At 69.9% G+C, this 21,584-nt stretch carries 22 protein-coding genes; 11 read left to right on the plus strand and 11 right to left on the minus strand.

The genetic code is table 11. The features are described from left to right. Positions 1-25: 25 nt before the first annotated feature. From ACWPN7_RS03035 to ACWPN7_RS03045, 3 genes are all read right to left on the minus strand, one after another. Entirely contained in the window at positions 26-1,273 is a 1,248-nt protein-coding gene (locus ACWPN7_RS03035; protein ID WP_149650172.1) for an ATP-binding response regulator, read from the minus strand. Positions 1,274-1,474: 201 nt separating this feature from the next. Further along, complete coding sequence (locus ACWPN7_RS03040) at positions 1,475-1,924, minus strand: DNA polymerase III subunit chi (protein WP_035676752.1); 450 nt, start codon at positions 1,922-1,924, stop codon at positions 1,475-1,477. Between the two features lie 48 nt (positions 1,925-1,972). Further along, the gene (locus ACWPN7_RS03045) at positions 1,973-3,475 is read right to left on the minus strand and encodes a leucyl aminopeptidase (RefSeq protein WP_459196647.1); all 1,503 of its coding nucleotides are present in this window, start codon (positions 3,473-3,475) and stop codon (positions 1,973-1,975) included. A 226-nt stretch (positions 3,476-3,701) separates the two neighbouring features. Between ACWPN7_RS03045 and lptG the strand changes: the two genes are divergently transcribed. From lptG to pdxA, 3 genes are all read left to right on the plus strand, one after another. Continuing rightward, a complete protein-coding gene (gene lptG / locus ACWPN7_RS03050; RefSeq protein ID WP_040134417.1) occupies positions 3,702-4,796 on the plus strand; it encodes an LPS export ABC transporter permease LptG in 1,095 nt (364 codons plus the stop codon). Positions 4,797-4,935: 139 nt separating this feature from the next. Further along, positions 4,936-6,381: a peptidylprolyl isomerase gene (locus ACWPN7_RS03055; protein ID WP_103039580.1), complete on the plus strand. Its 1,446-nt coding sequence runs from the start codon at positions 4,936-4,938 to the stop codon at positions 6,379-6,381. Continuing rightward, a complete protein-coding gene (gene pdxA, locus ACWPN7_RS03060; protein ID WP_459196648.1) occupies positions 6,381-7,418 on the plus strand; it encodes a 4-hydroxythreonine-4-phosphate dehydrogenase PdxA in 1,038 nt (345 codons plus the stop codon). Before ACWPN7_RS03055 ends, pdxA begins: the two co-directional genes overlap by 1 nt. Positions 7,419-7,436: 18 nt before the next feature. On the opposite strand, the gene ACWPN7_RS03065 is transcribed toward pdxA, so the two are convergent. Together ACWPN7_RS03065 and ACWPN7_RS03070 are read right to left on the minus strand one after the other, a co-directional pair. Further along, positions 7,437-7,559 (minus strand): hypothetical protein, encoded by a 123-nt coding sequence (locus tag ACWPN7_RS03065; RefSeq protein WP_257722160.1) that lies wholly within the window; start codon positions 7,557-7,559, stop codon positions 7,437-7,439. 133 nt (positions 7,560-7,692) lie between these two features. After that, positions 7,693-9,999: a hybrid sensor histidine kinase/response regulator gene (locus ACWPN7_RS03070; RefSeq protein WP_451994362.1), complete on the minus strand. Its 2,307-nt coding sequence runs from the start codon at positions 9,997-9,999 to the stop codon at positions 7,693-7,695. Between the two features lie 189 nt (positions 10,000-10,188). On the opposite strand from ACWPN7_RS03070, the gene ACWPN7_RS03075 reads away from it, so the two are divergent. The 5 genes from ACWPN7_RS03075 (at position 10,189) to rsmA (ending at position 14,109) form a co-directional block, all read left to right on the plus strand. Then, on the plus strand, positions 10,189-10,725 hold the full coding sequence (locus ACWPN7_RS03075) for a hypothetical protein (RefSeq protein WP_247891723.1): 537 nt from the start codon (positions 10,189-10,191) through the stop codon (positions 10,723-10,725). Between the two features lie 76 nt (positions 10,726-10,801). Then, positions 10,802-11,611, plus strand: coding sequence for a lytic transglycosylase domain-containing protein (locus ACWPN7_RS03080; RefSeq protein ID WP_200775494.1), 810 nt, complete (start codon positions 10,802-10,804; stop codon positions 11,609-11,611). A gap of 29 nt (positions 11,612-11,640) precedes the next feature. Next, positions 11,641-12,492, plus strand: a complete 852-nt coding sequence (locus ACWPN7_RS03085) for an alpha/beta fold hydrolase (RefSeq protein ID WP_149650168.1) — start codon at positions 11,641-11,643, stop codon at positions 12,490-12,492. A 119-nt stretch (positions 12,493-12,611) separates the two neighbouring features. After that, positions 12,612-13,178, plus strand: a complete 567-nt coding sequence (locus ACWPN7_RS03090; RefSeq protein ID WP_040134412.1) for a hypothetical protein — start codon at positions 12,612-12,614, stop codon at positions 13,176-13,178. Between the two features lie 82 nt (positions 13,179-13,260). After that, positions 13,261-14,109, plus strand: a complete 849-nt coding sequence (rsmA, locus tag ACWPN7_RS03095) for a 16S rRNA (adenine(1518)-N(6)/adenine(1519)-N(6))-dimethyltransferase RsmA (protein ID WP_040135596.1) — start codon at positions 13,261-13,263, stop codon at positions 14,107-14,109. Between the two features lie 129 nt (positions 14,110-14,238). On the opposite strand, the gene gmk is transcribed toward rsmA, so the two are convergent. Both gmk and ACWPN7_RS03105 read right to left on the minus strand, forming a co-directional pair. Then, on the minus strand, positions 14,239-14,886 hold the full coding sequence (gmk, locus tag ACWPN7_RS03100; protein WP_014197480.1) for a guanylate kinase: 648 nt from the start codon (positions 14,884-14,886) through the stop codon (positions 14,239-14,241). Between the two features lie 24 nt (positions 14,887-14,910). Next, positions 14,911-15,777: a YicC/YloC family endoribonuclease gene (locus ACWPN7_RS03105; RefSeq protein ID WP_407824194.1), complete on the minus strand. Its 867-nt coding sequence runs from the start codon at positions 15,775-15,777 to the stop codon at positions 14,911-14,913. A gap of 124 nt (positions 15,778-15,901) precedes the next feature. Between ACWPN7_RS03105 and ACWPN7_RS03110 the strand changes: the two genes are divergently transcribed. Continuing rightward, entirely contained in the window at positions 15,902-16,663 is a 762-nt protein-coding gene (locus ACWPN7_RS03110; RefSeq protein WP_459196649.1) for an SDR family NAD(P)-dependent oxidoreductase, read from the plus strand. Positions 16,664-16,673: 10 nt separating this feature from the next. Here the strand turns inward: ACWPN7_RS03110 and ACWPN7_RS03115 are convergent, their stop codons facing one another. From ACWPN7_RS03115 to ACWPN7_RS03125, 3 genes are all read right to left on the minus strand, one after another. Continuing rightward, positions 16,674-17,288, minus strand: coding sequence for a class I SAM-dependent methyltransferase (locus ACWPN7_RS03115; RefSeq protein ID WP_014197477.1), 615 nt, complete (start codon positions 17,286-17,288; stop codon positions 16,674-16,676). Positions 17,289-17,431: 143 nt separating this feature from the next. After that, positions 17,432-18,133, minus strand: coding sequence for an exopolysaccharide biosynthesis protein (locus ACWPN7_RS03120; RefSeq protein WP_459196650.1), 702 nt, complete (start codon positions 18,131-18,133; stop codon positions 17,432-17,434). Beyond that, a complete protein-coding gene (locus ACWPN7_RS03125; RefSeq protein WP_492273108.1) occupies positions 18,130-20,025 on the minus strand; it encodes an ABC-F family ATP-binding cassette domain-containing protein in 1,896 nt (631 codons plus the stop codon). Before ACWPN7_RS03125 ends, ACWPN7_RS03120 begins: the two co-directional genes overlap by 4 nt. A gap of 202 nt (positions 20,026-20,227) precedes the next feature. Between ACWPN7_RS03125 and ndk the strand changes: the two genes are divergently transcribed. Both ndk and ACWPN7_RS03135 read left to right on the plus strand, forming a co-directional pair. After that, on the plus strand, positions 20,228-20,650 hold the full coding sequence (gene ndk, locus ACWPN7_RS03130) for a nucleoside-diphosphate kinase (protein ID WP_014197473.1): 423 nt from the start codon (positions 20,228-20,230) through the stop codon (positions 20,648-20,650). Positions 20,651-20,822: 172 nt separating this feature from the next. Beyond that, on the plus strand, positions 20,823-21,302 hold the full coding sequence (locus ACWPN7_RS03135; protein ID WP_040134408.1) for a hypothetical protein: 480 nt from the start codon (positions 20,823-20,825) through the stop codon (positions 21,300-21,302). 57 nt (positions 21,303-21,359) lie between these two features. Here the strand turns inward: ACWPN7_RS03135 and ACWPN7_RS03140 are convergent, their stop codons facing one another. Then, entirely contained in the window at positions 21,360-21,509 is a 150-nt protein-coding gene (locus tag ACWPN7_RS03140; RefSeq protein WP_081863166.1) for an aa3-type cytochrome c oxidase subunit IV, read from the minus strand. Positions 21,510-21,584 lie beyond the last annotated feature (75 nt).

Genomic DNA, 21,584 nt, shown 5'->3' on the forward strand with positions numbered 1-21,584 from the left:
CCCGTAAGGGGTGGCCCTGACGTCTTTACTGCGCCCGCGATTCCTTCAGGCCCGCAATGGGTGGGGCGGTCAGGCGGGCGGCGGGCAGCAGGATGGTCACGGTCGTGCCGCGTCCCGGCGCGCTGTCCAGCTCCACGTTGCCGCCGTGCAGTTGGGCGAAGCGGCGGACGATAGGCAGGCCCAGCCCGATCCCTTCATGCTGACGCACGAGGGAGCGTTCGCCCTGGATGAACGGGCGGAAGAGGTGATCGACGATCTCCGGCGGGACGCCGGGGCCGTCATCGGCGACCGTGATGGCGACCATCCCGCCCTGGAGCGCGATCCGCACCGCGACGCGCCCGTTGCGGTGGCCGAACTTCACCGCGTTGTCGAGCAGATGGACGACCATTTCCCCCAGGCGGCGCTGGTCGGCGCGCAAGGTGACGGGCGGCCCCGGCTGAAGCGTGATGGTCTGTGATTTGGCCTGCGCCTTGGGGCCGAGAAGGTCGATGCAGTGGATCAGCAGGGTGGGCAGGTCGATGGTCGACTCCGCGAGGTCGATGCCGCCCGAGCCGCGGGTGAAGTCCAGGATGTTGTTGACCATGCCGAGCAGCGCCTTACCGCTCTCCTCGATCAGCCGGACATAGTCCAGATAGTCGCGATGGCCGAGCGGCCCGTGCGCCTCGCTGGACAGCACCTCGGCGAAGCCGATGATGGCGTTCAGCGGGGTCCGCAGCTCGTGGCTGGTCACCGAGAGGAAGTCGAGCTTGGCCCGGTCGGCCTGCCGGGCGGCCTCCAGGGCGGCGCTGAGCTCCGCCGTGCGCTCCGACACGCGGCGTTCCAGCCCGCGGTTCTGCTCGGCCGCACGCTGGTAGAGCTTGCGGATCTCCAGCACGCTGCGCACGCGGTGCAGCAGCTCCCAGGCGATGAAGGGCTTGGTGAGGAAGTCGTTGGCCCCCAGCTCCAGCGAGCGCCGCCGCGTCTCCTGGTCGGTGTGGGCGGTCAGCACCAGGATGGGCACGACATCGTCGCCGTACAGGGCGTTGACGCGCTCCATCAGATCGAAGCCGCTCATGTGCGGCATGCGGATGTCGATCAGCAGAAGGTCGAAGCGCTGTGCCTCGCAGAGGGCGGGAACCCGGCGCGGGTCGGTTTCCCCCCGCACGGCGGTGTAGCCCTCGTGGATCAGGATGTCGCGGACCAACTCGACGTTCGAAGCGTTGTCATCGACGATCAGGATGGCGGCGTCCTTGACCTCCCGCGCCAAGGTCGGGTCGAGAGCGCTGCGGGTCATGGCGGAGCCGTCCCGGCCCGTCGGACGCACCATTGCATACTGCCCTCCACCTGTGCGCCGCCCCGCGGGATTTTACGGGTTTTAGATTAACCTTGTGCACAGGAGGCCCGTCAAGAACGGTTGAGACAAATGAATGCATTATTGTGCCGCGTTAGCGGTATCACTCGGAGAATGCTTCAATGCATATAAAATTAGTCGGTTTTAGGCGCGCTTTTCCCAGCCGCCGCGGTCGTTTTGTTGCCAGTAGGTAAGGGAATGCCCGGCGGCCTTGCAGACTTTCCAACGGTCGCGCGCGGCCAGCACCGCCTCCCCATCGTTGCCGTCGAACAGGTCGCAGACGAGGTCGAAGGACCCCATCGCGTCGCTGGTCACCCCGTCCACCAGAACCAGGACGGTGGCCCCGTTGGGGTTCTCCTCCTCGGCGGTCAGCCAGACCGGCTGTTCCGCGGCGAAGCCGTCACGCGCCGCGCCATGCGGCAGGAAGGAGGAGGGGTCGTAGGTCCACAAATGCTGATTGAGCGCGTCCACCCGCTCTGGCGAGCCGGCCAGGACGACGGCGCGCCAGCCGCGCTCCAGAACCTTTTCCAGGATCTTCGGCAACGCCTGTTCGAGCGTGCGCCGCTGGAGGTGATAGAAACGGACCTCGGTCATGGCCCCTCGTCGAGATGGCCCTCTCCCCGGAGGGGAGAGGGCTGGAGCTTACTTGCCCTCGTGATAGCTCGCGACGAAGCGGTCGAGCAGACGGACGCCGAAGGCGGTGCCGCCCTTCGGGACGGTGGCCGTGTCCTTCTTCGACCAAGCGACGCCGGCGATGTCGATGTGCGCCCAGGGCAGATCCTCGACGAAGCGCTTGAGGAACTGCGCGCCGACGATGCTGCCGGCGCCGCGGCCTGACCCGACGTTCTTCATGTCGGCGATGTCGGAGTTGATGTCCTTGTCGTAGGCGTCGCCCATCGGCAGGCGCCACAGCGGTTCGCCCACCGACCGGCCGGCGGCCAGCAGGTTCTCGGCCAGCCAGTCGTCGTTGGCGAACAGGCCGGCGTGCTCATGGCCCAGCGCGATGATGACGGCGCCGGTCAGGGTGGCGAGGTCGAGCAACAGGCGCGGCTTGAAGGTCTCCTGCGCGTAGGTCAGGCAGTCGGCCAGGACGAGGCGGCCTTCCGCGTCGGTGTTGATCACCTCGATGGTCTGGCCGGACAGCGAGGTCACCACGTCGCCGGGCCGCTGCGCGGTGCCGGATGGCATGTTCTCGACCAGACCGACGATGCCGACGGCGTTCACCTTCGCCTTACGGGCGGCGAGCGCGCGCATGGTGCCGATGACCACCGCGGCGCCGCCCATGTCCCACTTCATGTCCTCCATCCCGGCGGCGGGCTTGATGGAGATGCCGCCGGTGTCGAAGGTCACGCCCTTGCCGATGAAGGCGAGCGGGCGGCGGTCCTCGGCGTCGGGGGCGCCGTCCCAGCGCATCACGACGACGCGTGGCTCGAAGGCGCTGCCCTGGGCGACGCCGATTAGCGCGCCCATGCCGAGCTTCCTCAGCTTCTTGAGATCCAGCACCTCGACCTGCAGGCCGACGTCGGCCAGGTCCCGGCAGCGGTCGGCGAGGCTTTCCGGGTTCAGGACGTTGGCCGGCTCCGACACGAGGTCGCGGGTGTAGGCGACGGACTCGGCCAGCGGCTCCAGACGGGCATAGGCGCGCTTGGCGGTGTCCGGCTCCGCGGTCAGGACGATGATCTTCTTGAGGGAGGGCTTGGCCTCCTTCTTCTCGGTCGTCCGGTACTTGTCGAAGCGGTAGGAGCGGAGCTGCGCGCCGAAGGCGAGTTCCGCCGCCGCGGCGTCGGGGGACACGGTGCCGCCGTCCGGCAGGTCGAGCAGGACGGAGACCTCCGTCTCGCCGGACTTGTCCAGGGCGGCGACGATGGCGCCGCCGACGGCCTGGAGGGTGGCCTCGGACAGATCCTCGCCCTTGCCGATGCCGACCAGGAGGATGCGGTCGAACTCGACCCCGGCGGGGGCGAGGATGGCCAGCGTCTCCTCCTTCTTGCCGGTGAAGCGGCTGGCCTTCATGGCGCGGGACAGCGTGCCGCCCGTCTTCTGGTCGAGATCCCGCCCCGCGGCGCCGAGCGCGCGATCGGTGGCGACGGTGACGGCGACGGTGCCGGACTTGGGCAGCGCGGGCTTCGCAAAGGCGAACTTCATCGGCTCCTCTCGGGCTCCTCTCGGCTGGGACGGCCGGCGCGCGGGCGCCGGGGCGGGTGGGATCGATCCGCAACCACCCTGGGATAAAGACCTTCCCGTGCGCCCTGTCAAGGCGCGGACCGGTTGTTTCCCGCGCCCGTCCGCAGTACATAGCCCCGGCACGCCGTGGTGGAAACCCCCGGCGCGCCGCGTACCGCCCGTCGATCGGCCGGGGAGGCCGGAGCCCATGTATTCATCCGCCACGCTGTCGCGCTACATCGGGCGCCAGTTCGTCACCTGGTTCCTGCTGCTGCTCGGCATCCTGCTGTCGATCATTTTGCTGCTCGACGTCGTGGAACTGCTGCGCCGCGCCGGAACCAAGCCGGACATCACCTTCTGGCTGGTCCTGCGCATGGCCCTGCTGAAGCTGCCGGAGATCGGTCAGCAGATCTTCCCCTTCGTGATCCTGTTCAGCGGCATGTTCACCTTCTGGCGGCTGACGCGCAGCGCGGAACTGGTGGTGGCCCGCGCGGTCGGCGTCTCGGCGTGGCAGTTCCTGACCCCGGTGCTGATCGCAGCACTGATGATCGGCGCGGTGAAGGTGACGATGATCAACCCGGTCGGCGCCGTCTTCATCGCCAAGTACAACCAGCTTCAGGACCGGTACCTCAAACTGAAGTCGAGCAGCTTCGACGTCTCGCGCAGCGGCCTCTGGCTGCGCCAGCAGGAGGCGGGGGAGCAGTATTTCATCCACGCCGACGGGGTGAATCCGCTGTCCTTCGAGATGTCGCAGGTCATCGTCCTGCGCTTCGACACCGACATGACCTACATCGGCCGGGTGGACGCGCCGCGCGCCGTGCTGCGCGACCGGAAGTGGGAGTTGCAGGACGCGACGATCAACCTCGGCAAGAAGGAATCGGAGACGGTCCCGGCCTACGTCATCCCGACGGAGCTGAACCGGACCACCATCGAGGAGAGCTTCGCCGCGCCGGAGACGATCTCCTTCTGGGAGCTGCCGCAGTTCATCCGCACGCTGGAGGCCACCGGCTTCCCGGCGGTCCGGCACCGTCTGCACTACCAGTCGCTGCTGTCGCAGCCGCTGCTCTATGTGGCGATGGTGCTGTTCGCCGCGGCCTTCTCGCTGCGGCTGCCGCGGCGCGGCGGCACGATGACGATGGTGTCGGGCGGCGTGCTGACCGGCTTCGTGCTGTTCGTGATGACCGACGTGATCCGCACCTTCGGCATCTCCGAAACCATCCCGCTGGCCATGGCGGCCTGGAGTCCGGCCTGCGTCAGCGTGCTGCTGGGCACCGCGGCGCTGCTGCATCTGGAAGACGGCTGACGCCGGATCCGGAGCAGGGCCGACATCGACCGCCCGGTCTTTGGACACAATTCCGTTCCAGGATGCGGTCCACGATTCCGTTTACACGCGCCCGGGGGGGCCGTATTAAACGGCAACCACCTCTGGAGTCTGGAGCACCATGCAGAGTTTGCGAGCCGTCCGGTCTGCCTTCGCCGTGGCGACCGCCTGCGCCCTTCTTGCCGCCGGCGCGCCCGCCGCGGCCCAGACGCGGGCTCCCAACGCTCCAAACAGCCCTGCTGCGGGCACGCAAGGCCCCGCGGAACGCATCGCCGCCGTCGTCAACGACGAGGTCATCTCGCTGTCCGACGTGCACGCGCGCATCCGCCTCGCCCTGCTGAACGCCGGTGCCCAGGACAGCGCGGAGACGCGCCAGCGCCTGACCCCGCAGGTGCTCCGCCAGCTGGTCGACGAGCGGCTCCAGCTTCAGGAGGCCAAGCGTCTCGGCGTCTCGATCCCGTCGAAGGAGATCGACGAGGCCATCGGGCGCATCGCCGAACAGAACCGCATGGGCCGCCCGCAGCTCGAAGCCCTGCTGAAGACCCAGAACGTCCCGCTCTCCACCCTGCGCGAGCAGGTGCGGGCGCTGCTGTCCTGGCAGCGCGTGATGCAGCGCCGCATCCGCCAGGAGGTGGTGATCGGCGACGAGGAGATCGACGCCGTGATGCAGCGCATCAAGGCCAACATCGGCAAGCCGGAGTATCTGGTGGCCGAGATCTTCCTGGCCGTCGACAGCCCCGACCAGGATGAGGAGGTGCGGCGCAACGCCGACCGGCTGGTCGAGGAGGTGCGCCGCGGCGGCAACTTCGCCGCCTTGGCCCGCCAGTTCTCGCAGTCCGCCGGCGCCGCCTCGGGCGGCGACATGGGCTGGGTCCGCACGGGCGAGCTGAACGCGGAGCTGGACAAGACCCTGTCCACCATGCGCGCCGGCCAGCTCTCCTCGCCGGTCCGCACGGCGACCGGCTATCACGTCCTGCTGGTGCGCGACCAGCGGCCCTTCGGCAGCACCGCCTCCACCGCTCCGCCGCCGGCCCCGCCGCCGCGCCCGCGCGCCCAGCCGAAGCCCGATCTGGCCAAGGCCAAGGTCAACATGAAGCAGATCGTCATCCCGGCCCCTTCGAAGGAGGAGCTGAAGGCGGTCCAGGCCCAGGCGGAGAAGCTGCGCAAGTCGATCAAGAGCTGCGCCGACTTCGACGAGAAGGCCCGCGCCATGGGTATTCCGGAATCGGGCGACATGGGCACGCTGCGGGTCAAGGACCTCGCGCCGGGCCTCCAGCAGCTCGCCGTCGGCATTCCGCTCGGCCAGCCCAGCCCGGTGCTGATGAGCCCGGGCGGCGCCGTGATCCTGATCGTCTGCAAGCGCGACGTGCCGATGATCGAGCCGCCGCCGGAAGCCGAGCCGCAGCCGGTGGCCGCCCCGGCCCCGCCGCCGATCGACCCGAAGGACATCAAGATGCCGCCGCGCGAGGAGATCGAGCGCGACCTGATCAACGAGCGCGCCGACCTGCTGGCCCGCCGCTACCTGCGCGACCTGCGCCGCACCGCCTTCGTGGAGATCCGCAACTGATGACCGAGTCCGGCGTCCGTCCGCCGCTCGCCCTGACCATGGGCGAGCCGGCGGGGATCGGCGGGGAGATCGCACTGAAGGCCTGGGCGGAAGCTCGGGCGAAGGCCGGGGCGGCCCGCGCGGACGGCGCGGTGCCGCCCTTTGTCCTTCTGGACGATCCCGCCCGCCTGGAGGCGCTCGCCGCCCGGCTCGGCCTGCCGGTTCCGGTGAAGGCGGTGGGCAGCATGGCCGAGGGGGCTGCGCTGTTCGGCGCGGCTTTGCCGGTGCTGCCCCAGCCACTGGCGGCGCCGGTCACGCCGGGCCGGCCCGACCCGGCCAACGGGGCGGCGGTGATCGCCAGCATCGACCGGGCGGTCGAGTTGGTTCGCCGTGGCGAGGCGTCGGCGGTCGTCACCAACCCGATCCAGAAGTCGGCGCTCTACGCCGCCGGCTTCCGCCATCCCGGGCACACCGAGTATCTGGCCCATCTGGCCGGGCTCACCGAAGAGCCGGTGATGATGCTGGCCGCGCAGGATCTGCGCGTCGTGCCGGTGACCATCCATGTCTCCGTCCGCGACGCCGTGCCGCTGGTGACGCGCGAGGCGATCCTCCATGCCGGGCGGGTCACCGCGGCGGGGCTGGTCCGCGATTTCGGCATCGTCCGGCCCCGGCTGGCCGTCGCCGCGCTGAACCCCCACGCGGGGGAGGGCGGCGCCATGGGACGGGAGGAGATCGACATCATCGCCCCGGCGGTCGCCGACCTGCGGGCGGAGGGCATCGACGCGGTGGGGCCGAAGCCCGCCGACACGCTGTTCCACGCGGCGGCGCGGCGCGGCTACGATGCGGCGCTGTGCATGTACCACGATCAGGCGCTGATCCCGCTGAAGACCATCGACTTCGACACGGGGGTCAACATCACGCTGGGGCTGCCCTTCGTCCGCACCTCGCCCGACCATGGGACGGCGCTGGACATCGCCGGCACGGGCAAGGCCGGCGCATCAAGCCTGATCGCCGCCCTGACGACGGCGGAGGCCATGGCCGCCCGCCGCCGCGCCTGACCTTCGCCGGCGTAGGCGTCAGAGGCGGACCGAGCTGCTGGAGAAGCGGCTGGCCGAGCTGTGGTCGATGGAGGTCAGCGCGACCGACGCGCCGACGGCGATGACGATGGCGGCGGCGAAGCCGAGCAGCATGGCTTTCATGGGGGGCGCTCCTGGAACCGGATTCTGGTCGTGGTTTCGGCGCAAACGCGCTTTTTTCCAAGACCATAAGCGGGGCGGAGCGCGCTTTCAACCACACTTGGGACTCGACCGGGAGCGGCCGGGGAAAACGCCCCTAAGCCGCGGAGGTCAAGGCGCTGCGCAGCACCTCGGGGGCCACTGGCTTGTGCAGCAGGCGGTGGCCGCTCTGTTGGACCTCGGCGATGCGCGCGGGGTCGGTGTCGCCGGTCAGCACCAGCGCGGGCACGCGCACCCCGCAGACGCCGTAGATGTCGCGGATGGCCTGAAGCCCCGTCCGTCCTTCGCGCAGGCGGTAGTCGGCGACGATCATGTCGGGGCGCTGGCCGAGGCTGGTCAGCGTGCCCACCGCCTCGTCAGCGGAGACGGCAGCCACCACCTCGTACCCCCACTCCTCCAGCATGGTCCGCATGGAGAGCAGGATGATGGCGTCGTCGTCCACCACCACGACCAAACCCTTGCCGCCGTTGGCGGGGGACTGAGCGCCGGACTGGGGGGCCGGTCGGCAGGTCTTCATCACCTGGCGCGGCGCGACCGACGGCACGGTCAGGCCGAAGGCGCTGCCCCGTCCCGGCCGGGAGCGCAGCGTCACCTCATGGCCGAGCAGCCCGGCCAGCCGCCGCACGATGGCGAGCCCCAGCCCCAGCCCCTTGCGCCGGTCGCGCTCGGGGTTGGCGAGCTGGGCGAACTCCACGAACACCTCGTCATGCTTGTCTTCGGGGATGCCGATGCCGGTGTCGAGCACCTCGACCCGCAGGCTGTTGCCGGTGCGGCGGCAGCCGATCAGGATCCGCCCGCTCTCCGTGTAGCGGATGGCGTTCTCCACGAGATTGCGCAGGATGCGCTCGACCAACGCCGGATCGCTGCGCGTCCAGCCTTCGGTGGGGACGTAGCGCAAGGCGATCCCCACCTCCGCCGCGCGGCCCCGGTACTCGTCGGCCAGACGTTGCAGCAGGGGACCCAGCGCGAACTCCGTCACCGCGGGGGTGACCACCCCGGCATCGAGCCGCGACACGTCCAGTAGACTGTCCAGCAGCGTGCGCAGGCCGTTCAGCGACTCGCTCATGCTCGCCAGCAGGGGCGAGGCGGGATGGCCGTCGAGCCGGTCGGACAGGGCGTGGGCGAAGAAGAACAGCGACTGCACGGGCTGGCGCAAATCGTGGCTGGCCGCGGCGAGGAACTTGGTCTTGGCCATGTCCGCGCGTTCGGCGTTGTCGCGGGCGGCCAGCGCCTCCTCGCGGGCGCGCTCCGCCTCCGCCTTGGCGCGGTGCAGGGCGTCCTCCGCCGCCTTGCGGGCGGTGATGTCGCGCATGATGCCGGTGAACAGGCGCTGCCGCCCGTCGTGCCATTCGGCCACCGACAGCTCCAGCGGGAAGAGGGAGCCGTCCTTCCGCCGGCCCTCGACCTCGCGCCCGACGCCGATGATCCGCCGCTCGCCGGTCTCGCGGAAATGCGCCATGTAGCCGTCATGAGCGGAGTGGTGCGGCTCCGCCATCAGGATGCGGACGTTGGCGCCGACGGCCTCCTCCGCGCCGTAGCCGAAGGTCGTTTCGGCTGCCCGGTTGAAGGACTGGATGGTGCCGGTCTCGTCGATCACCACGATGGGGTCCACGGCGGAGTCGACGACGGCGCGGTAGCGCGCCTCCTGCCCCGCCGCGCGCTCCGCCGAGCGGTGCCGGTCGATCAGGACGGAGAGCAGCCCCAGCGAGAGGATCAGCAGCGTCCCGATGCCCGTCCCCACCGCCAGGGACGGCGTGGACAGCACGAGGCCGAGATCGTCGCCGGCCGAGGCGGCCCCCACACCGATGGCGTGGCCCATGGCGCTCTCGGCCGCGCTGGCGGCGGCCATGCCGACGTAATGCATGCTGACCACCGCGGCGCCGAGCACCAGCGCGCCGGACAGGCGCTGCAGGGGGCTGGCCGTGCGGAAGGCGAGCCAGAGCGCGGCGGTGGAGGCGGCGACGGCGATGACCACCGACGCAACGACCAGAAGCGTGTCGTAGACCAGCGGCACCGGCAGCCGCATGCCGGCCATGCCGACGTAATGCATGGAGACGATTCCGAAACCGGTCAGCAGACCCGCCGCCGCCAGGGTCGTCCGGCCGCCCCCGCCGTGCGCCACGGCGAAGAGGCCGGTCCCCGACACCCCGACCGCCAGGAGAAAGGATAACGCGGTCAGCAGGATGTCGTAGGACACCGGCACGGGCATGCGCATCGCCATCATGCCGATGAAATGCATCGACCAGATCCCCGCCCCGAGCGCGAGCGCCGCGGCGCCCAGCCAGCCGTTCCGTCCCCGCCCGGCATCCCGCGCGTGGGAGGCGAGGTCCAGAGCCACATAGCCGCCGAAAGAGGCCACGACAACGGACAGCGCAACGAGGTAAGGATCGTAATGGCCGAGCACGATGGGGCGCACCGAGAGTGGACGAGGGGACGGACGCGCAATGGCAGAAACGTTAGATAGTGGAAATCCGCAGCGAACCCAAGCCGGCGAAACGCCCCTGTACGCCTGACGAAAGACCTAATGGCTACCTCGAACGGAAATTCCTCCTCTCGGACTTTGGATCGGAGCTTGGGGCGGAGGCTGGCGGGGTTGCTGCGCCGCTTCGTGCTGCGCCCTTTGCTGACCGTCGCGGCGCTGGTCTATTTCCTGATCGACGCGGTGGCGCTGGAGGCGTTGCGCCCGCTGGCCGCCTGGATCGGGCGGCAGCGCTTCGCCGAACGGCTGGCCGCGCGCATCCGCCGGCTCGGCCCCTATCCGACGCTGGCGTTGTTCGTGATTCCGCTGGTGATTCTGGAGCCGCTGAAGCCAGTCGGCCTGTACCTGATGGGGACCGGGCATGCGGTCCAGGGCGCGCTGCTGCTGGGGGCCGTGGAACTGGTCAAGGTCACGCTGGTGGAGCGGCTGTTCCACATCGGCAAGGACAAGCTGCTGACCATCCCGGCCTTCGCCTGGTGCTACGTCCGGGTGGTGCGCTGGCTGGCCTGGCTGACCGCCCTGCCACCCTGGCAGGCCGCCAAGCGGGTGGTGGGGCGGGTGCGCGCGGCGATTCGCCCGGCGCTGGCGGTGGTCCGAGGCTGGGCGCGGTCGTTGCGCGACCGCCTGCGCGCTGTGTCGAAAAGAGGGTAACCCTGCCCTGCGCTTGCCGTGTCCTGCGGGGAGCCTCATATCAATGCGGTTTTGCAGACCGTTCCAAGGCCAACCCGTGCGTTTCCTCCCCCTGACCTTCGCCCTTTTCGTCGCCTTGGCGGCCCCGGCCGCCCTCGCCGCGGGCAAGTCCGGCTCCGTCTCCTCGCGCGAGTCGCGCATGGCCGACTGCGAGGCCGCGGAGAAGGGCGATCCGGAGGCGTCCTACCGCATGGCGCGGCGCTTCCTGTTCGGCGTCGGGGTGAAGCGCGACCAGCGGGTCGGCACGGCGTGGCTGCGCGCCGCGGCGTCGCGCGGCCACAAGGAGGCGCGGCGGCTGGTCGCCTATGTGCCGGGCCGCATGGGCCATGTCCGCCCCTGGTGCCGCCCCGGCGCGGCTCCGCTGCGCGAGGCGTCGCCCCCGCCGCCGGAAATCATCGCGCTGGTCCACAAGACCGCGCCGCAATACGGGCTGGACCCGGCGCTGGTGATGGCGGTGATCCGGGTGGAGAGCGCCTTCCGCTCCGAAGCGGTGTCGCCGAAGGAGGCGGCGGGGCTGATGCAGCTCATCCCCGATACGGCGGAGCGGTTCGGCGTGTCCGACGTCTTCGACCCCGCCCAGAACATCCGCGGCGGGGTGCGCTATCTGCGCTGGCTCTTGGCCTATTTCCAGGGGGACGTTACGCTGGCCCTTGCCGGCTACAACGCGGGGGAGCGGGCCGTGGACCGCTACCGGGGCGTTCCGCCCTACGAGGAGACGCGGAACTACGTGCGCGCCATCCGCCGCTTGTACGACGCGCCGCGGCATCCTTTCGACGCCGCGGCGGCGGACCCGTCGCCCATGGTCGTCCGGCAGGCGGCGGAACTGGCGAAGCCCGGCAAGGGCTGAGGACGAACCAACAAGGGGAGGGGCCACCCGTGCCGATGTCCGAACGCAGCTTTCTCGGCCTCAGCGCGGCGGGGTTCCACCGCGTCGCCTACACCCAGTGGGGGCGCGAGGACGCGGCCCGCACCGCCGTCTGTGTGCATGGCCTGACCCGCAACAGCCGCGACTTCGACGCGCTGGCCCTCGATCTGGCCGACCGCTACCGCGTTGCCTGCCCGGATGTGGTGGGGCGCGGCAAGAGCGGCCGGCTGGCCAACCCGACGCTCTACGGCTACCCGCAATACTGCGCCGACATGGCGGCGCTGATCGCCCGGCTGGGGGTGGAGTCGGTGGATTGGGTCGGCACCTCCATGGGCGGGCTGATCGGCATGCTGCTGGCCGCCCAGCCGGACAGCCCGATCCGCCGTCTGGTGATCAACGACATCGGTCCCTTCATCCCGAAGGCGGGCTTGCAGCGCATCGCCGATTACGTCGGCAAGGACCCGGTGTTCGAGGATCTGGCGGCGGTCGAGTCCTACCTGCGCTTCGTCCTGATGGGCTTCGGGCAGCTTTCCGACGAGGCGTGGCGCCACATGGCCGAGCACAGCGCGCGGCTGCGTCCGGACGGCTGCTACGGCCTTGCCTATGACCCGGCCATCGCCGAGGCCTTCAAGGCGCAGCCGATGGAGGACGTGGACCTGTGGGCCGTCTGGGACGGCATCCGCTGCCCGGTTCTGGTGCTGCGCGGCGCCACCTCCGACATCCTTCCGGCGGAGACGGCGGAGGAGATGACCCGCCGCGGCCCCAAGGCCCGTCTGGTGGAGTTCGCCCACACCGGCCACGCCCCGGCGCTGATGACGGCGGACCAGATCGCCGCGGTGCGCGACTTTCTGCTGGAGGACTGACGGGGGTACCCCGGCTTGGGTCCGGCATGCGGCCCGGAATCCGGCTGGCTATGGCCGTGCTCCTGGCTTAGCATCGCCGATACGGTTGCGCCGCAACGATGGTCTGGAGGCCCGACGCCATGAGGGGTTTCGCCGCGCTCGTCCTGTTGCCGTCCTTCATGTTTCTGTCCTTGGCCTCTGGTCCGGCCCAGGCCCGCGACGCGCTGGACTGGCTGGCGCGGGAGCCGGTGACCCTGCTCGACTGGGGCATGACCCGGCTGCGCGGCGACCTGCACGACACGGTGGACGGGCTGTCCCGCGATCTGCGGACGGAGGTGTCGCGCAGCGGCGTCTTCTACCGCTTCCAGGACCGGCGGATCGTCGCCTACGCCAACTTCGTCGATCTGCCGCGCAACCGGACCGAGGAGGTGTGCAAGGACGTCTACACCCGGCTGGCCGGCGCGCTGGTCCGCGGCGGGCCGCAGGGAGCGGGCGGGGCGGCGTGGTATCTGGAGAGCGTGTTCAGCCACGACTCCCAGGGCGGCGACCGGCCCCAGGATCTCGGCGACCAACTGGCCGACACGGTGGTCCTGCAGGTGACCATCGGGCCGAAGCCGTCCCAGGCCTTCGATGACGGGCGACGCATCACCTGCACGGGCCGTCTCGACGCCACGCCGGAGAACATTGCGCTCAAAAGCGAAGGGTGACGGTGACGCGCGGCAGATGACGGCGGGCCTGCGCCGTCCTATAAGTGCGCCCATGACCGACGCCACGCCCGATCCCGCCCCCATGTCTGGCCCCATGCCCACCGCTTTCGACCCGCAGGCCCTGCCGCCGCTGCGCGAGGTGATCGCCCGCTTTGGGCTGGATGCCCGCAAGGCGCTGGGGCAGAACTTTCTGCTCGACCTCAACCTGACGGGCCGCATCGCGCGCTCGGCAGGCGACATGACCGGCGTGACGGTCGTGGAGATCGGTCCCGGTCCGGGCGGGCTGACCCGTGCCCTTCTGGCGACCAAGGCGAAGCAGGTCATCGCCATCGAGCGCGACCACCGTTTCATCGAAGCGTTGCAGGACGTGATCCAGGCGGCGGACGGGCGGCTGTCCATCGTCGAGGGCGACGCGCTGGAGGTCGACCCCATCCAGATCGCCCCGGCCCCGCGGGCCATCGTGGCGAACCTGCCCTACAACGTGGCGACGCCGCTGCTGATCGGCTGGCTGGGGCGGATCGAGGAGTTCGTCAGCCTGACGCTGATGTTCCAGAAGGAGGTCGCCGACCGTCTGGTCGCCAAGCCGGGCAGCAAGGCCTACGGCCGCCTGTCGGTCATCACGCAGTGGCGGTCGGACGCCAGGGTGCTGTTCAACCTGCCGGCCAAGGCCTTCACCCCGCCGCCCAAGGTGGAGTCCACCATCGTCCACCTGACCCCGCGCGCCAACCCGGAGCCGGCCGAGTGGAAGGCGCTGGAGCAGGTGACCGCCGCCGCCTTCGGCCAGCGCCGCAAGATGCTGCGCCAGAGCCTGAAGAGCCTGGGGAACGCGGAGGCGCTGCTGGCCGCCGCCGGCATCGAGCCGACCGCGCGGGCGGAGGAGGTCGATGTGGCGGGGTTCGCGGCGCTGGCGCGGGCGTTCAGGGCGCGATAGGTTCTTTCCCCCTCCCTGACCCTCCCCCGCTTCGCAGGGGAGGGAACTGAACTCCCTCCCTTGCGAAGCGGGGGAGGGAAGGGGCCCGCGGCGAAGCCGTGGGAAGGGTGGGGGCAGTGCGCCGCCGCCTTACAGCGCGGCCTGCACGCTCTCCACAAACGCCGGCATCCCGACCTGCCGCGTCCGGCGCAGCCGCTCGGCGCGCAGGATGGCCTGGACCGCCTGCACGCTCTCGTCCACGTCGTTGTTGACGATCACGTAATCATACTCGCCCCAGTGGCTGATCTCGTCCGACGCCTTGGCCATGCGCTGGGCGATCACCTCCGCCGAGTCCTGGCCGCGGGAGTGCAGGCGGCGCTCCAGCTCGGTGCCCGAGGGCGGCAGGACGAAGACGCTGACCAGATCGGCGCGGGCGTTGGCCGCCAACTGCTGCATGCCCTGCCAGTCGATGTCAAACAGCACGTCGCGCCCGGCGCTCAGCGCCGTCTCCACGGCGTGGCGCGGCGTGCCGTAGCAGTTGCCGAACACGCGGGCGTGCTCCAGCAGCTCGCCCTGGCCGGCCATGCGGTCGAACTCCGGCATGTCGACGAAGTAGTAATGGACGCCCGGCTGCTCGCCGGGGCGCATCGGCCGGGTGGTGACGGACACCGACAGGGTGATGCCGGGGTCGCGGTCCAGCAGGCGGCGCGAAATGGTGGTCTTGCCCGCCCCGGAGGGGGAGGACAGCACGAGCATCAGGCCGCGCCGGGCGATCTTCGTGTTCATGGTCTCAGGCATATGATTTCGGGCATGGGGCGGGTGTCACTCGATGTTCTGGACCTGCTCGCGGAGCTGCTCGATGGAGGCTTTCAGCGACAGGCCGATGCGGGTCAGCTCCACGTCCGCGGACTTGGAGCACAGGGTGTTGGCTTCGCGGTTGAATTCCTGGCACAGGAAATCGAAGCGGCGGCCGATGGCGCCCCCCTCCGCCAGCATGTCGCGGGCGGCCTGGATGTGGGCGCGCAGCCGGTCCATCTCCTCGCGCACGTCGGCCTTGGCGATCAGGATGGCGGCCTCCTGGGCGAGCCGCTCCTCCGGCAGGGCCGGGGCGGCGTCGAGCAGAGCGGCGACCTGGCTGCGCAGCCGTTCGCGCAAAGCCTCCGGCTGGGTGCTGGCGCAGGCGGCGGCGGCGGTGATCAGCCGCTCGATCTCGTCGAGATGGCCGTTCAGGACGGTGACCAGACGCGCGCCTTCCGACAGGCGAGCGGTGACCAGATCGCCGATCAGCCGGCCGAGGTCGGCCTTCAGCGCGGCCTCCACGCGGTCCCGCGCGTCGCCCTCGTCCTCCTCCACCGGTTCGATGATGCCGCGGACGGACAGCAGCGAGTCGAGCCGCGGCGCGGCGGCCCCGGCGCCCTCGATCTCGCGCGCCAGCTCCAGCACCTGAGCCAGAAGCTCGCGGTTGATGCGGAGCTGCGACACCGACTGGCTGCGGGTGACGGTCAGGTTCAGGTTGACGCTGCCGCGTGCCAGCCGCTTGGGGATTTCGGCGCGGGCGGCGGCTTCCAGCGTGTCGAAGCCGGCGGGCTGGCGGCAGCGGATGTCGAGGTTGCGCCCGTTGACGCTCTTCACCTCGAAGGTCCAACTGTAGCCGTCGGCATGCCCATCCACGCGTGCGAAACCGGTCATGCTGGAAACGGCGGAGCGTTGGGCGGGCAAAGCGGCCTCGACGAGTATTTGTGGGATCGGGATGCTCACGTTATAGCGTCGGGCGGCCAAGGCAACAAGCGTCAGGGACAAGGGGGAAAGGGGCATGCGCGATCCGCGCTCGATCGTCATCACCGGGGCGTCCAGCGGCATCGGGGAGGAACTGGCCCGCGCCTACGCCGCCCCCGGAGTTGCGCTGGCCCTGAGCGGGCGCGACTCCGCAAGGCTGGAGGCAGTGGCGGAGCGCTGCCGCGCCGCCGGGGCGGCGGTGGAAACGGCGCTCGTCGACGCGGCCGACCGCGCGGCGATGGCGGAGTGGCTGAGCGCGCTGGACGCTCGCACGCCGGTCGATCTGGTCATCGCCAACGCCGGAATCTCCGCCGGCACCGGGGGCGGCGTGGAGAGCGCCGAGCAGGCGCGGCGCATCTTCCAGGTGAATGTGGACGGCGTGCTGAACAGCGTTCATCCGCTGCTGCCCGGCATGCAGGCGCGGCGGCGCGGGCAGATCGCCCTGATGGCCTCGCTGGCCGGCTTCCGCGGCATGCCCGGCGCGCCCGCCTATTGCGCCAGCAAGGCGGCGGTGCGGGTCTACGGCGAGTCGCTGCGCGGCGATCTGGCGGGGCAGGGGATCGGCGTGACGGTGATCTGTCCGGGCTTCGTGAAAAGCCGGATGACCGCGGTGAACCGCTTCCCCATGCCCTTCCTGATGGAGACGGACCGCGCCGCCCAGGTCATCAAGAGCGGGCTTGCCCGCAACAAGGCGCGCATCGCCTTCCCTTGGCCAATGGCCGCCACCGTGTGGCTGCTGGCGGCTCTGCCGGTGGCCTTGACCGATGTCCTGCTGCGGCAGGCGCCGCGCAAGGAATGAGGTGGGAGGATTAGGGCTTGGCTTTCCAATAGCCCCAGACGGAGGCGGGCGGGACGTTCAGCGGGGTGAAGCCCAGCCGCTTGCCCTTGACGCCCAGCGCGCGCTGGTTCAGCGGCGACACGAGGCCGTAGGTGTAGAGAACGAAGCGCCCGCCCTCGGGCAGGATGCGGAAGCAGGCCTCGACGACCTCCTTCTGGGCGCGCATCGGCAGGTTCAGCATGGGGATGCCGATCACCACCGTGCCGACCTTGCCGACCAGCTCCGGACCGAGGATGTCGGCGGCCTTGCGGCAGTCGTCATGGACGACGTTGACGTCCGGATAATGGCCGCGCAGGAAGCGCGACAGATGGTCGTCGATCTCGAAGGTGAAGATGCGGTTGCCCGGAATGCCGCGCTGGAGCAGGGCCTTGGTGATGGCGCCGGTGCCGCCGCCGAACTCCACGACGACCTGATCCGGCCCGCACAGCACCTGCTCTCCGATCAGCCGGCAGAGCGCGCCCGAGGATGGGGTAACGGAACCCATGGAAAGGGGATTTGCCAACCAACGCTGGAAGAAAAGCCACGCGGCCGGCGGCGTCTTGCCGCTTTTCTGCTTCTCCGCGACGGTGATTTCCGTTGGTGTCATGATCGGCCTTTCGCCGTTGGCTGTTGAGCGTTTTACCCCGGGGCTAAACAAGCTGGAGCCTCAGGGGGTCCCGAACCTAACAATCCCAGAGCGCACTTATGTCGCATCCGGGGTTCCCCCGCAACCGGCCGAAGCGGCGGGAGCTATGCCATAAACGCGGGATATGACGTGGCGGCCAGCAGGGTCTGGCCGGCGTAGGACAGGCTGCTGGCGACCAGCGCGAAGAAGACCAGGGCGGCCACGGTGAGGGCGAGGCTGACCGCGACGGCGGCCCCGTCGCGTTCGATCAGCCCCAGGGACAGCAGTACCAGGGCGAAGCCGGGCAGCCAGCCGGTCAGCGGCAGCGGGACCACGCAGGTCAGCGACAGGAGCAGCACCAGCACGCCGAACCAGCGTTCCCCGTCGATGCTGGCGAAGCGGCTGTGGCGCGGCTTCAGCATCCGCTCGATGGCGGTCAGGCGCGGCATCGCCTTGTCGATCATCCGGGCGGCGAGCGAGCGGCTGACCGAGCGGCGCAGAATCCAGCCGGGCAGGGCGGCGCCGCGCTTGCCGAAGGCCATCTGGGCGGAGAAGAGCAGGATCGGCAGGTCGAACAGGCAGGACACGCCCAGCGGCACCGGCGCGATGGTGGGCAGCGACAAAGCCAGCAGAATGGTGCCCAGCGAGCGGTCGCCCAGCGCCTGGATCAGGTCGCCCAGCGACACCCGCCCGTCCGGCAGGTTGGCGCGGAAGGCGGCCAGGACGTCGGAGGTCCGCTCCTCCCCATGGTCCTGCCGCCCACGTCGGGCGACGGTCGCGGGGAGCGAGGCCGCTCCGGTGAGGGCCACGTTGCGCGGCACGCTCATACGCCGGCCTCCGCCGCCGCCAACTCATAGGCTTCGAGATGCTCCAGCCACGCCTCTTCGGCGGCGGACAGCTTCTTGTCCACGACGCCGAGGTCGATCTGGAGCTTCTGCAGCTTGTCGCTGGGACCGCTGTAGAGGGCGGGATCGGCCAGCTTCGCCTCGATCTTGCGCTTCTCCTCGGTCAGCTTGTTGACCTGCGACTCCGCGTCGGTGGCCTTCTTCTTCAGCGGGGCCAGGGTGGCGCGGGCTTCCGCCGCGGCGCGGCGCTGGTCCTTGCGGCTGGACCCGGGGTCCACCGTCTCGCCGCCCTTGGCGGCGGCTCGCTCGGCTCGCGCGCGGTCGAGCAGGAAGCGCCGGTAGTCGTCGAGGTCGCCGTCGTAGGGCTGAACCGTGCCGTCGGCCACCAGCAGCAGGCGGTCGGCGGTCAGCTCGATCAGGTGCGGGTCGTGGCTGATGAGGATGACGGCGCCCTCGAACCCGTTGATCGCCTCGATCAGCGCCTCGCGGCTGTCCACGTCGAGGTGGTTGGTCGGCTCGTCCAGCATCAGGATGTGCGGCGTCTCGCGGCTCATCAGCGCCAGCAGCAGCCGGGCCTTCTCGCCGCCGGACAGGTCGGAGATGCGGGTTTCCGCCTTGCTCTGCTGGAAGCCGAAGCGGCCGAGATGGGCGCGCACCTTCTCCTCCGGCGCCAGCGGCATGATGCGCTGGGTCTGCTGGATGGGGGTCAGCGACAGGTCCAGCTCGTCTTGCTGGTGCTGGGCGAAATAGCCGACGCGCAGCTTGGTCGGGCGCTTCACCTCGCCGGCCATCGCCTCCAGCCGTCCGGCCAGCAGCTTCACCAGCGTGGACTTGCCGTTGCCGTTGGCGCCGAGCAGGGCGATGCGGTCGTCCATATCGATGCGCAGGTTGACGCGGCGCAGGATGGCGCGGTCGCCGTAGCCGATGGTCACCCCGTCCAGCGCAATCAGCGGCGGGGCCATCTCGTCCGGCTGGGGGAAGTTGAAGACGACCTCGGCGTCGTCCTCCATCAGCGTGATGGTCTCCAGCTTCTCCAGGGCCTTCAGGCGGCTCTGCGCCTGCCGGGCCTTGGTCGCCTTGTAGCGGAAGCGTTCGACGAAGGCCATCATGTGCTTGCGCTTGGCCTCCTGCTTGGTCGCCATGGCCTGCAGCCGCTCCATGTTGGCGCGGCGCTGCTTGAGGAACTGGTCGTAGTTGCCGGCGTAGGTCACCAGCTTGCCCTGGTCCACATGGATGGTCGTCGTGGGGACCGAGTTCAAGAGGTCGCGGTCGTGGCTGACCAGCAGGATCGTGTGGGGGTAGTTCTTGAGGTACCCCTCAAGCCAGATGGTCGCCTCCAGATCGAGGTGGTTGGTCGGCTCGTCGAGCAGCAGCAGGTCGGGCCGGGCGAACAGCACGCCGGCCAGCGCCACGCGCATCCGCCAGCCGCCCGAGAAGTCGGAGCAGGGCCGCGCCTGCGCGTCGGCGTCGAAGCCCAGGCCGGACAGCACCTGGGCGGCGCGCGACGGCGCCGAATGGGCCTCGATGTCGGCCAGCCGGGCGTGGATCTCGCCGATGCGCATGGGGTCGGTGGCCGTTTCGGCCTCGGCCAGCAGGGCGGTGCGCTCCGTGTCGGCGGCCAGGACGGCGTCGATCAGGGTGGTGGCGCCGCTCGGGGCCTCCTGCGCCACCATGCCGATCTTGGTGCCGGTCGGCACGCCGATGGCTCCGGCGTCCGTCTGGAGCTGGCCGGCGATGAGCTTGAGGAGAGTGGATTTTCCGGTGCCGTTGCGGCCGACCAGCGCCACGCGGTGGCCCTTCGACACGACCGCGGTGGCGCGGTCGAACAGCACACGTCCGCCGTAGCGGAACGTCAGGTCGTTGATGTGCAGCATATCGGCGCCGGTTTACCACGGGGAAACCGCGATTTGAAGCGGGACCCGCGGGGCAACCCTTCATGGCAGCCGCGCGAAGGCGGGCGAAGCGGCCTCACGAAGCGGTTGCCGTGGCCGAAAAGCGCCTATATAACCCCGCGCAATCGGCGCCCCGGCCAAACCAGCGGCGCCCATAACGCATTTCCAGCAGGAGCCCACCGCCATGGCCGTCGAACGCACCCTCTCGATCATCAAGCCCGATGCCACCCGCCGCAACCTGACCGGCAAGATCAACGCCAAGTTCGAGGACGGTGGCCTGCGCATCGTCGCGCAGAAGCGCGTCCAGCTGTCCAAGGCCCAGGCCGAGCAGTTCTACGGCGTGCATCGCGAGCGTCCGTTCTTCAACGACCTCGTCTCCTTCATGATCTCCGGCCCGGTCGTGCTTCAGGTTCTGGAAGGCGAGAACGCCATCGCCCGTAACCGCGAGATCATGGGCGCCACCAACCCGGCCAACGCCGCCGAGGGCACCATCCGCAAGGAGTTCGCCGAGTCGATCGAAGCCAACTCGGTGCACGGCTCGGACGCTCCGGAGACCGCCGCCCAGGAGATCGCCTTCTTCTTCGCCGGCATCGAGCTGGTTGGCTGATCGCGGCCCGTCCGCTTCGCAGTCTTGCGCGAAGGGCCGTCCCGACCGGGGCGGCCCTTTTCGATTCAGGGGCTTCCGCCCGCAACTTGTCGCCCGCGCCGGGTCACGGCGTCGTGGACAGGCGTGGCGAAGTCGAGTATTCGGGGATTCTACCGCTAGGAGTACCCCCGCCATGGAAAATCCGGACGTCAAGCCGATCGTCGCGGCCCTGCTGGAACCGCTGCCGCCCCTCGTGAAGGGCAGGAACGACCTGAGCGATCCGGGCGTGGTGGAACTGCTGGTGCGCGGCTACGTCGACCAGTGCCTGGCGGCCTTCCAGGAGGTGCTGCGCGGCAACGTCGAGCAGGACGCGGCCATCGATGCGATCAACGCGCAGGCCACCGCCCTGAACGCGGTCTTTCTGGGGACCAGCGGCTTCGACACGGTGGTCGTCCATCCCTGGAACGCCGCCGACCAGCTCGGCCAGTTCCTTCAGGACACGGTGGGGTTGGATTTCCCGGCGGAGGATTGCGTGCGCGCCGCGCTGATCCACCTCGCCACCCACGTCATGCACGCCATCCAGGGCGGCACCGAGGCGTGGGAGCAGCAGGTTGACGCGCTGGTCGGCGAAATGCGCGACCTGCTGCTCGGCCGTCTGCCGGACGGGGCGTAAGCGCCCCGCCACGGCGTTTTGGTTGGCAGGCTTCCGGCTGGCCGCCTGAATGGGCCGTCAGGCCAGGAAGATCGCCATGAAGACCAGCACGGCGATCACGCCCGCGGTCGCCAGCGTCAAAAAGCGGGTGAAGGCGTGCCAGCCCGCCTCGTGGCGGCGGACGACATCCTCGCTGACCGGATTGTGGCCGTGTTCCGTAACCGCCATCGCCCTCTGCCTCCCCTGTTATGGTTCCGGCGGAGAATGTGGGGAGCGCGGACGGTTGCGGCAAGGGTCCCGCTT

The organism is Azospirillum sp. UENF 312511 (genome assembly GCF_058780635.1).

Excerpts from the sequence above, each read along its gene's own strand:
- ACWPN7_RS03035 (WP_149650172.1), bottom strand. The coding sequence starts at position 1,273 with ATGACCCGCAGCGCTCTCGACCCGACCTTGGCGCGGGAGGTCAAGGAC.
- ACWPN7_RS03040 (WP_035676752.1), bottom strand. The coding sequence starts at position 1,924 with ATGACCGAGGTCCGTTTCTATCACCTCCAGCGGCGCACGCTCGAACAG.
- ACWPN7_RS03045 (WP_459196647.1), bottom strand. The coding sequence starts at position 3,475 with ATGAAGTTCGCCTTTGCGAAGCCCGCGCTGCCCAAGTCCGGCACCGTC.
- lptG (WP_040134417.1), top strand. The coding sequence starts at position 3,702 with ATGTATTCATCCGCCACGCTGTCGCGCTACATCGGGCGCCAGTTCGTC.
- ACWPN7_RS03055 (WP_103039580.1), top strand. The coding sequence starts at position 4,936 with ATGCAGAGTTTGCGAGCCGTCCGGTCTGCCTTCGCCGTGGCGACCGCC.
- pdxA (WP_459196648.1), top strand. The coding sequence starts at position 6,381 with ATGACCGAGTCCGGCGTCCGTCCGCCGCTCGCCCTGACCATGGGCGAG.
- ACWPN7_RS03065 (WP_257722160.1), bottom strand. The coding sequence starts at position 7,559 with ATGAAAGCCATGCTGCTCGGCTTCGCCGCCGCCATCGTCATCGCCGTC.
- ACWPN7_RS03090 (WP_040134412.1), top strand. The coding sequence starts at position 12,612 with ATGAGGGGTTTCGCCGCGCTCGTCCTGTTGCCGTCCTTCATGTTTCTG.
- rsmA (WP_040135596.1), top strand. The coding sequence starts at position 13,261 with ATGTCTGGCCCCATGCCCACCGCTTTCGACCCGCAGGCCCTGCCGCCG.
- gmk (WP_014197480.1), bottom strand. The coding sequence starts at position 14,886 with ATGCCTGAGACCATGAACACGAAGATCGCCCGGCGCGGCCTGATGCTC.
- ACWPN7_RS03105 (WP_407824194.1), bottom strand. The coding sequence starts at position 15,777 with ATGACCGGTTTCGCACGCGTGGATGGGCATGCCGACGGCTACAGTTGG.
- ACWPN7_RS03110 (WP_459196649.1), top strand. The coding sequence starts at position 15,902 with ATGCGCGATCCGCGCTCGATCGTCATCACCGGGGCGTCCAGCGGCATC.
- ACWPN7_RS03115 (WP_014197477.1), bottom strand. The coding sequence starts at position 17,288 with ATGACACCAACGGAAATCACCGTCGCGGAGAAGCAGAAAAGCGGCAAG.
- ACWPN7_RS03120 (WP_459196650.1), bottom strand. The coding sequence starts at position 18,133 with ATGAGCGTGCCGCGCAACGTGGCCCTCACCGGAGCGGCCTCGCTCCCC.
- ACWPN7_RS03125 (WP_492273108.1), bottom strand. The coding sequence starts at position 20,025 with ATGCTGCACATCAACGACCTGACGTTCCGCTACGGCGGACGTGTGCTG.
- ndk (WP_014197473.1), top strand. The coding sequence starts at position 20,228 with ATGGCCGTCGAACGCACCCTCTCGATCATCAAGCCCGATGCCACCCGC.
- ACWPN7_RS03135 (WP_040134408.1), top strand. The coding sequence starts at position 20,823 with ATGGAAAATCCGGACGTCAAGCCGATCGTCGCGGCCCTGCTGGAACCG.
- ACWPN7_RS03140 (WP_081863166.1), bottom strand. The coding sequence starts at position 21,509 with ATGGCGGTTACGGAACACGGCCACAATCCGGTCAGCGAGGATGTCGTC.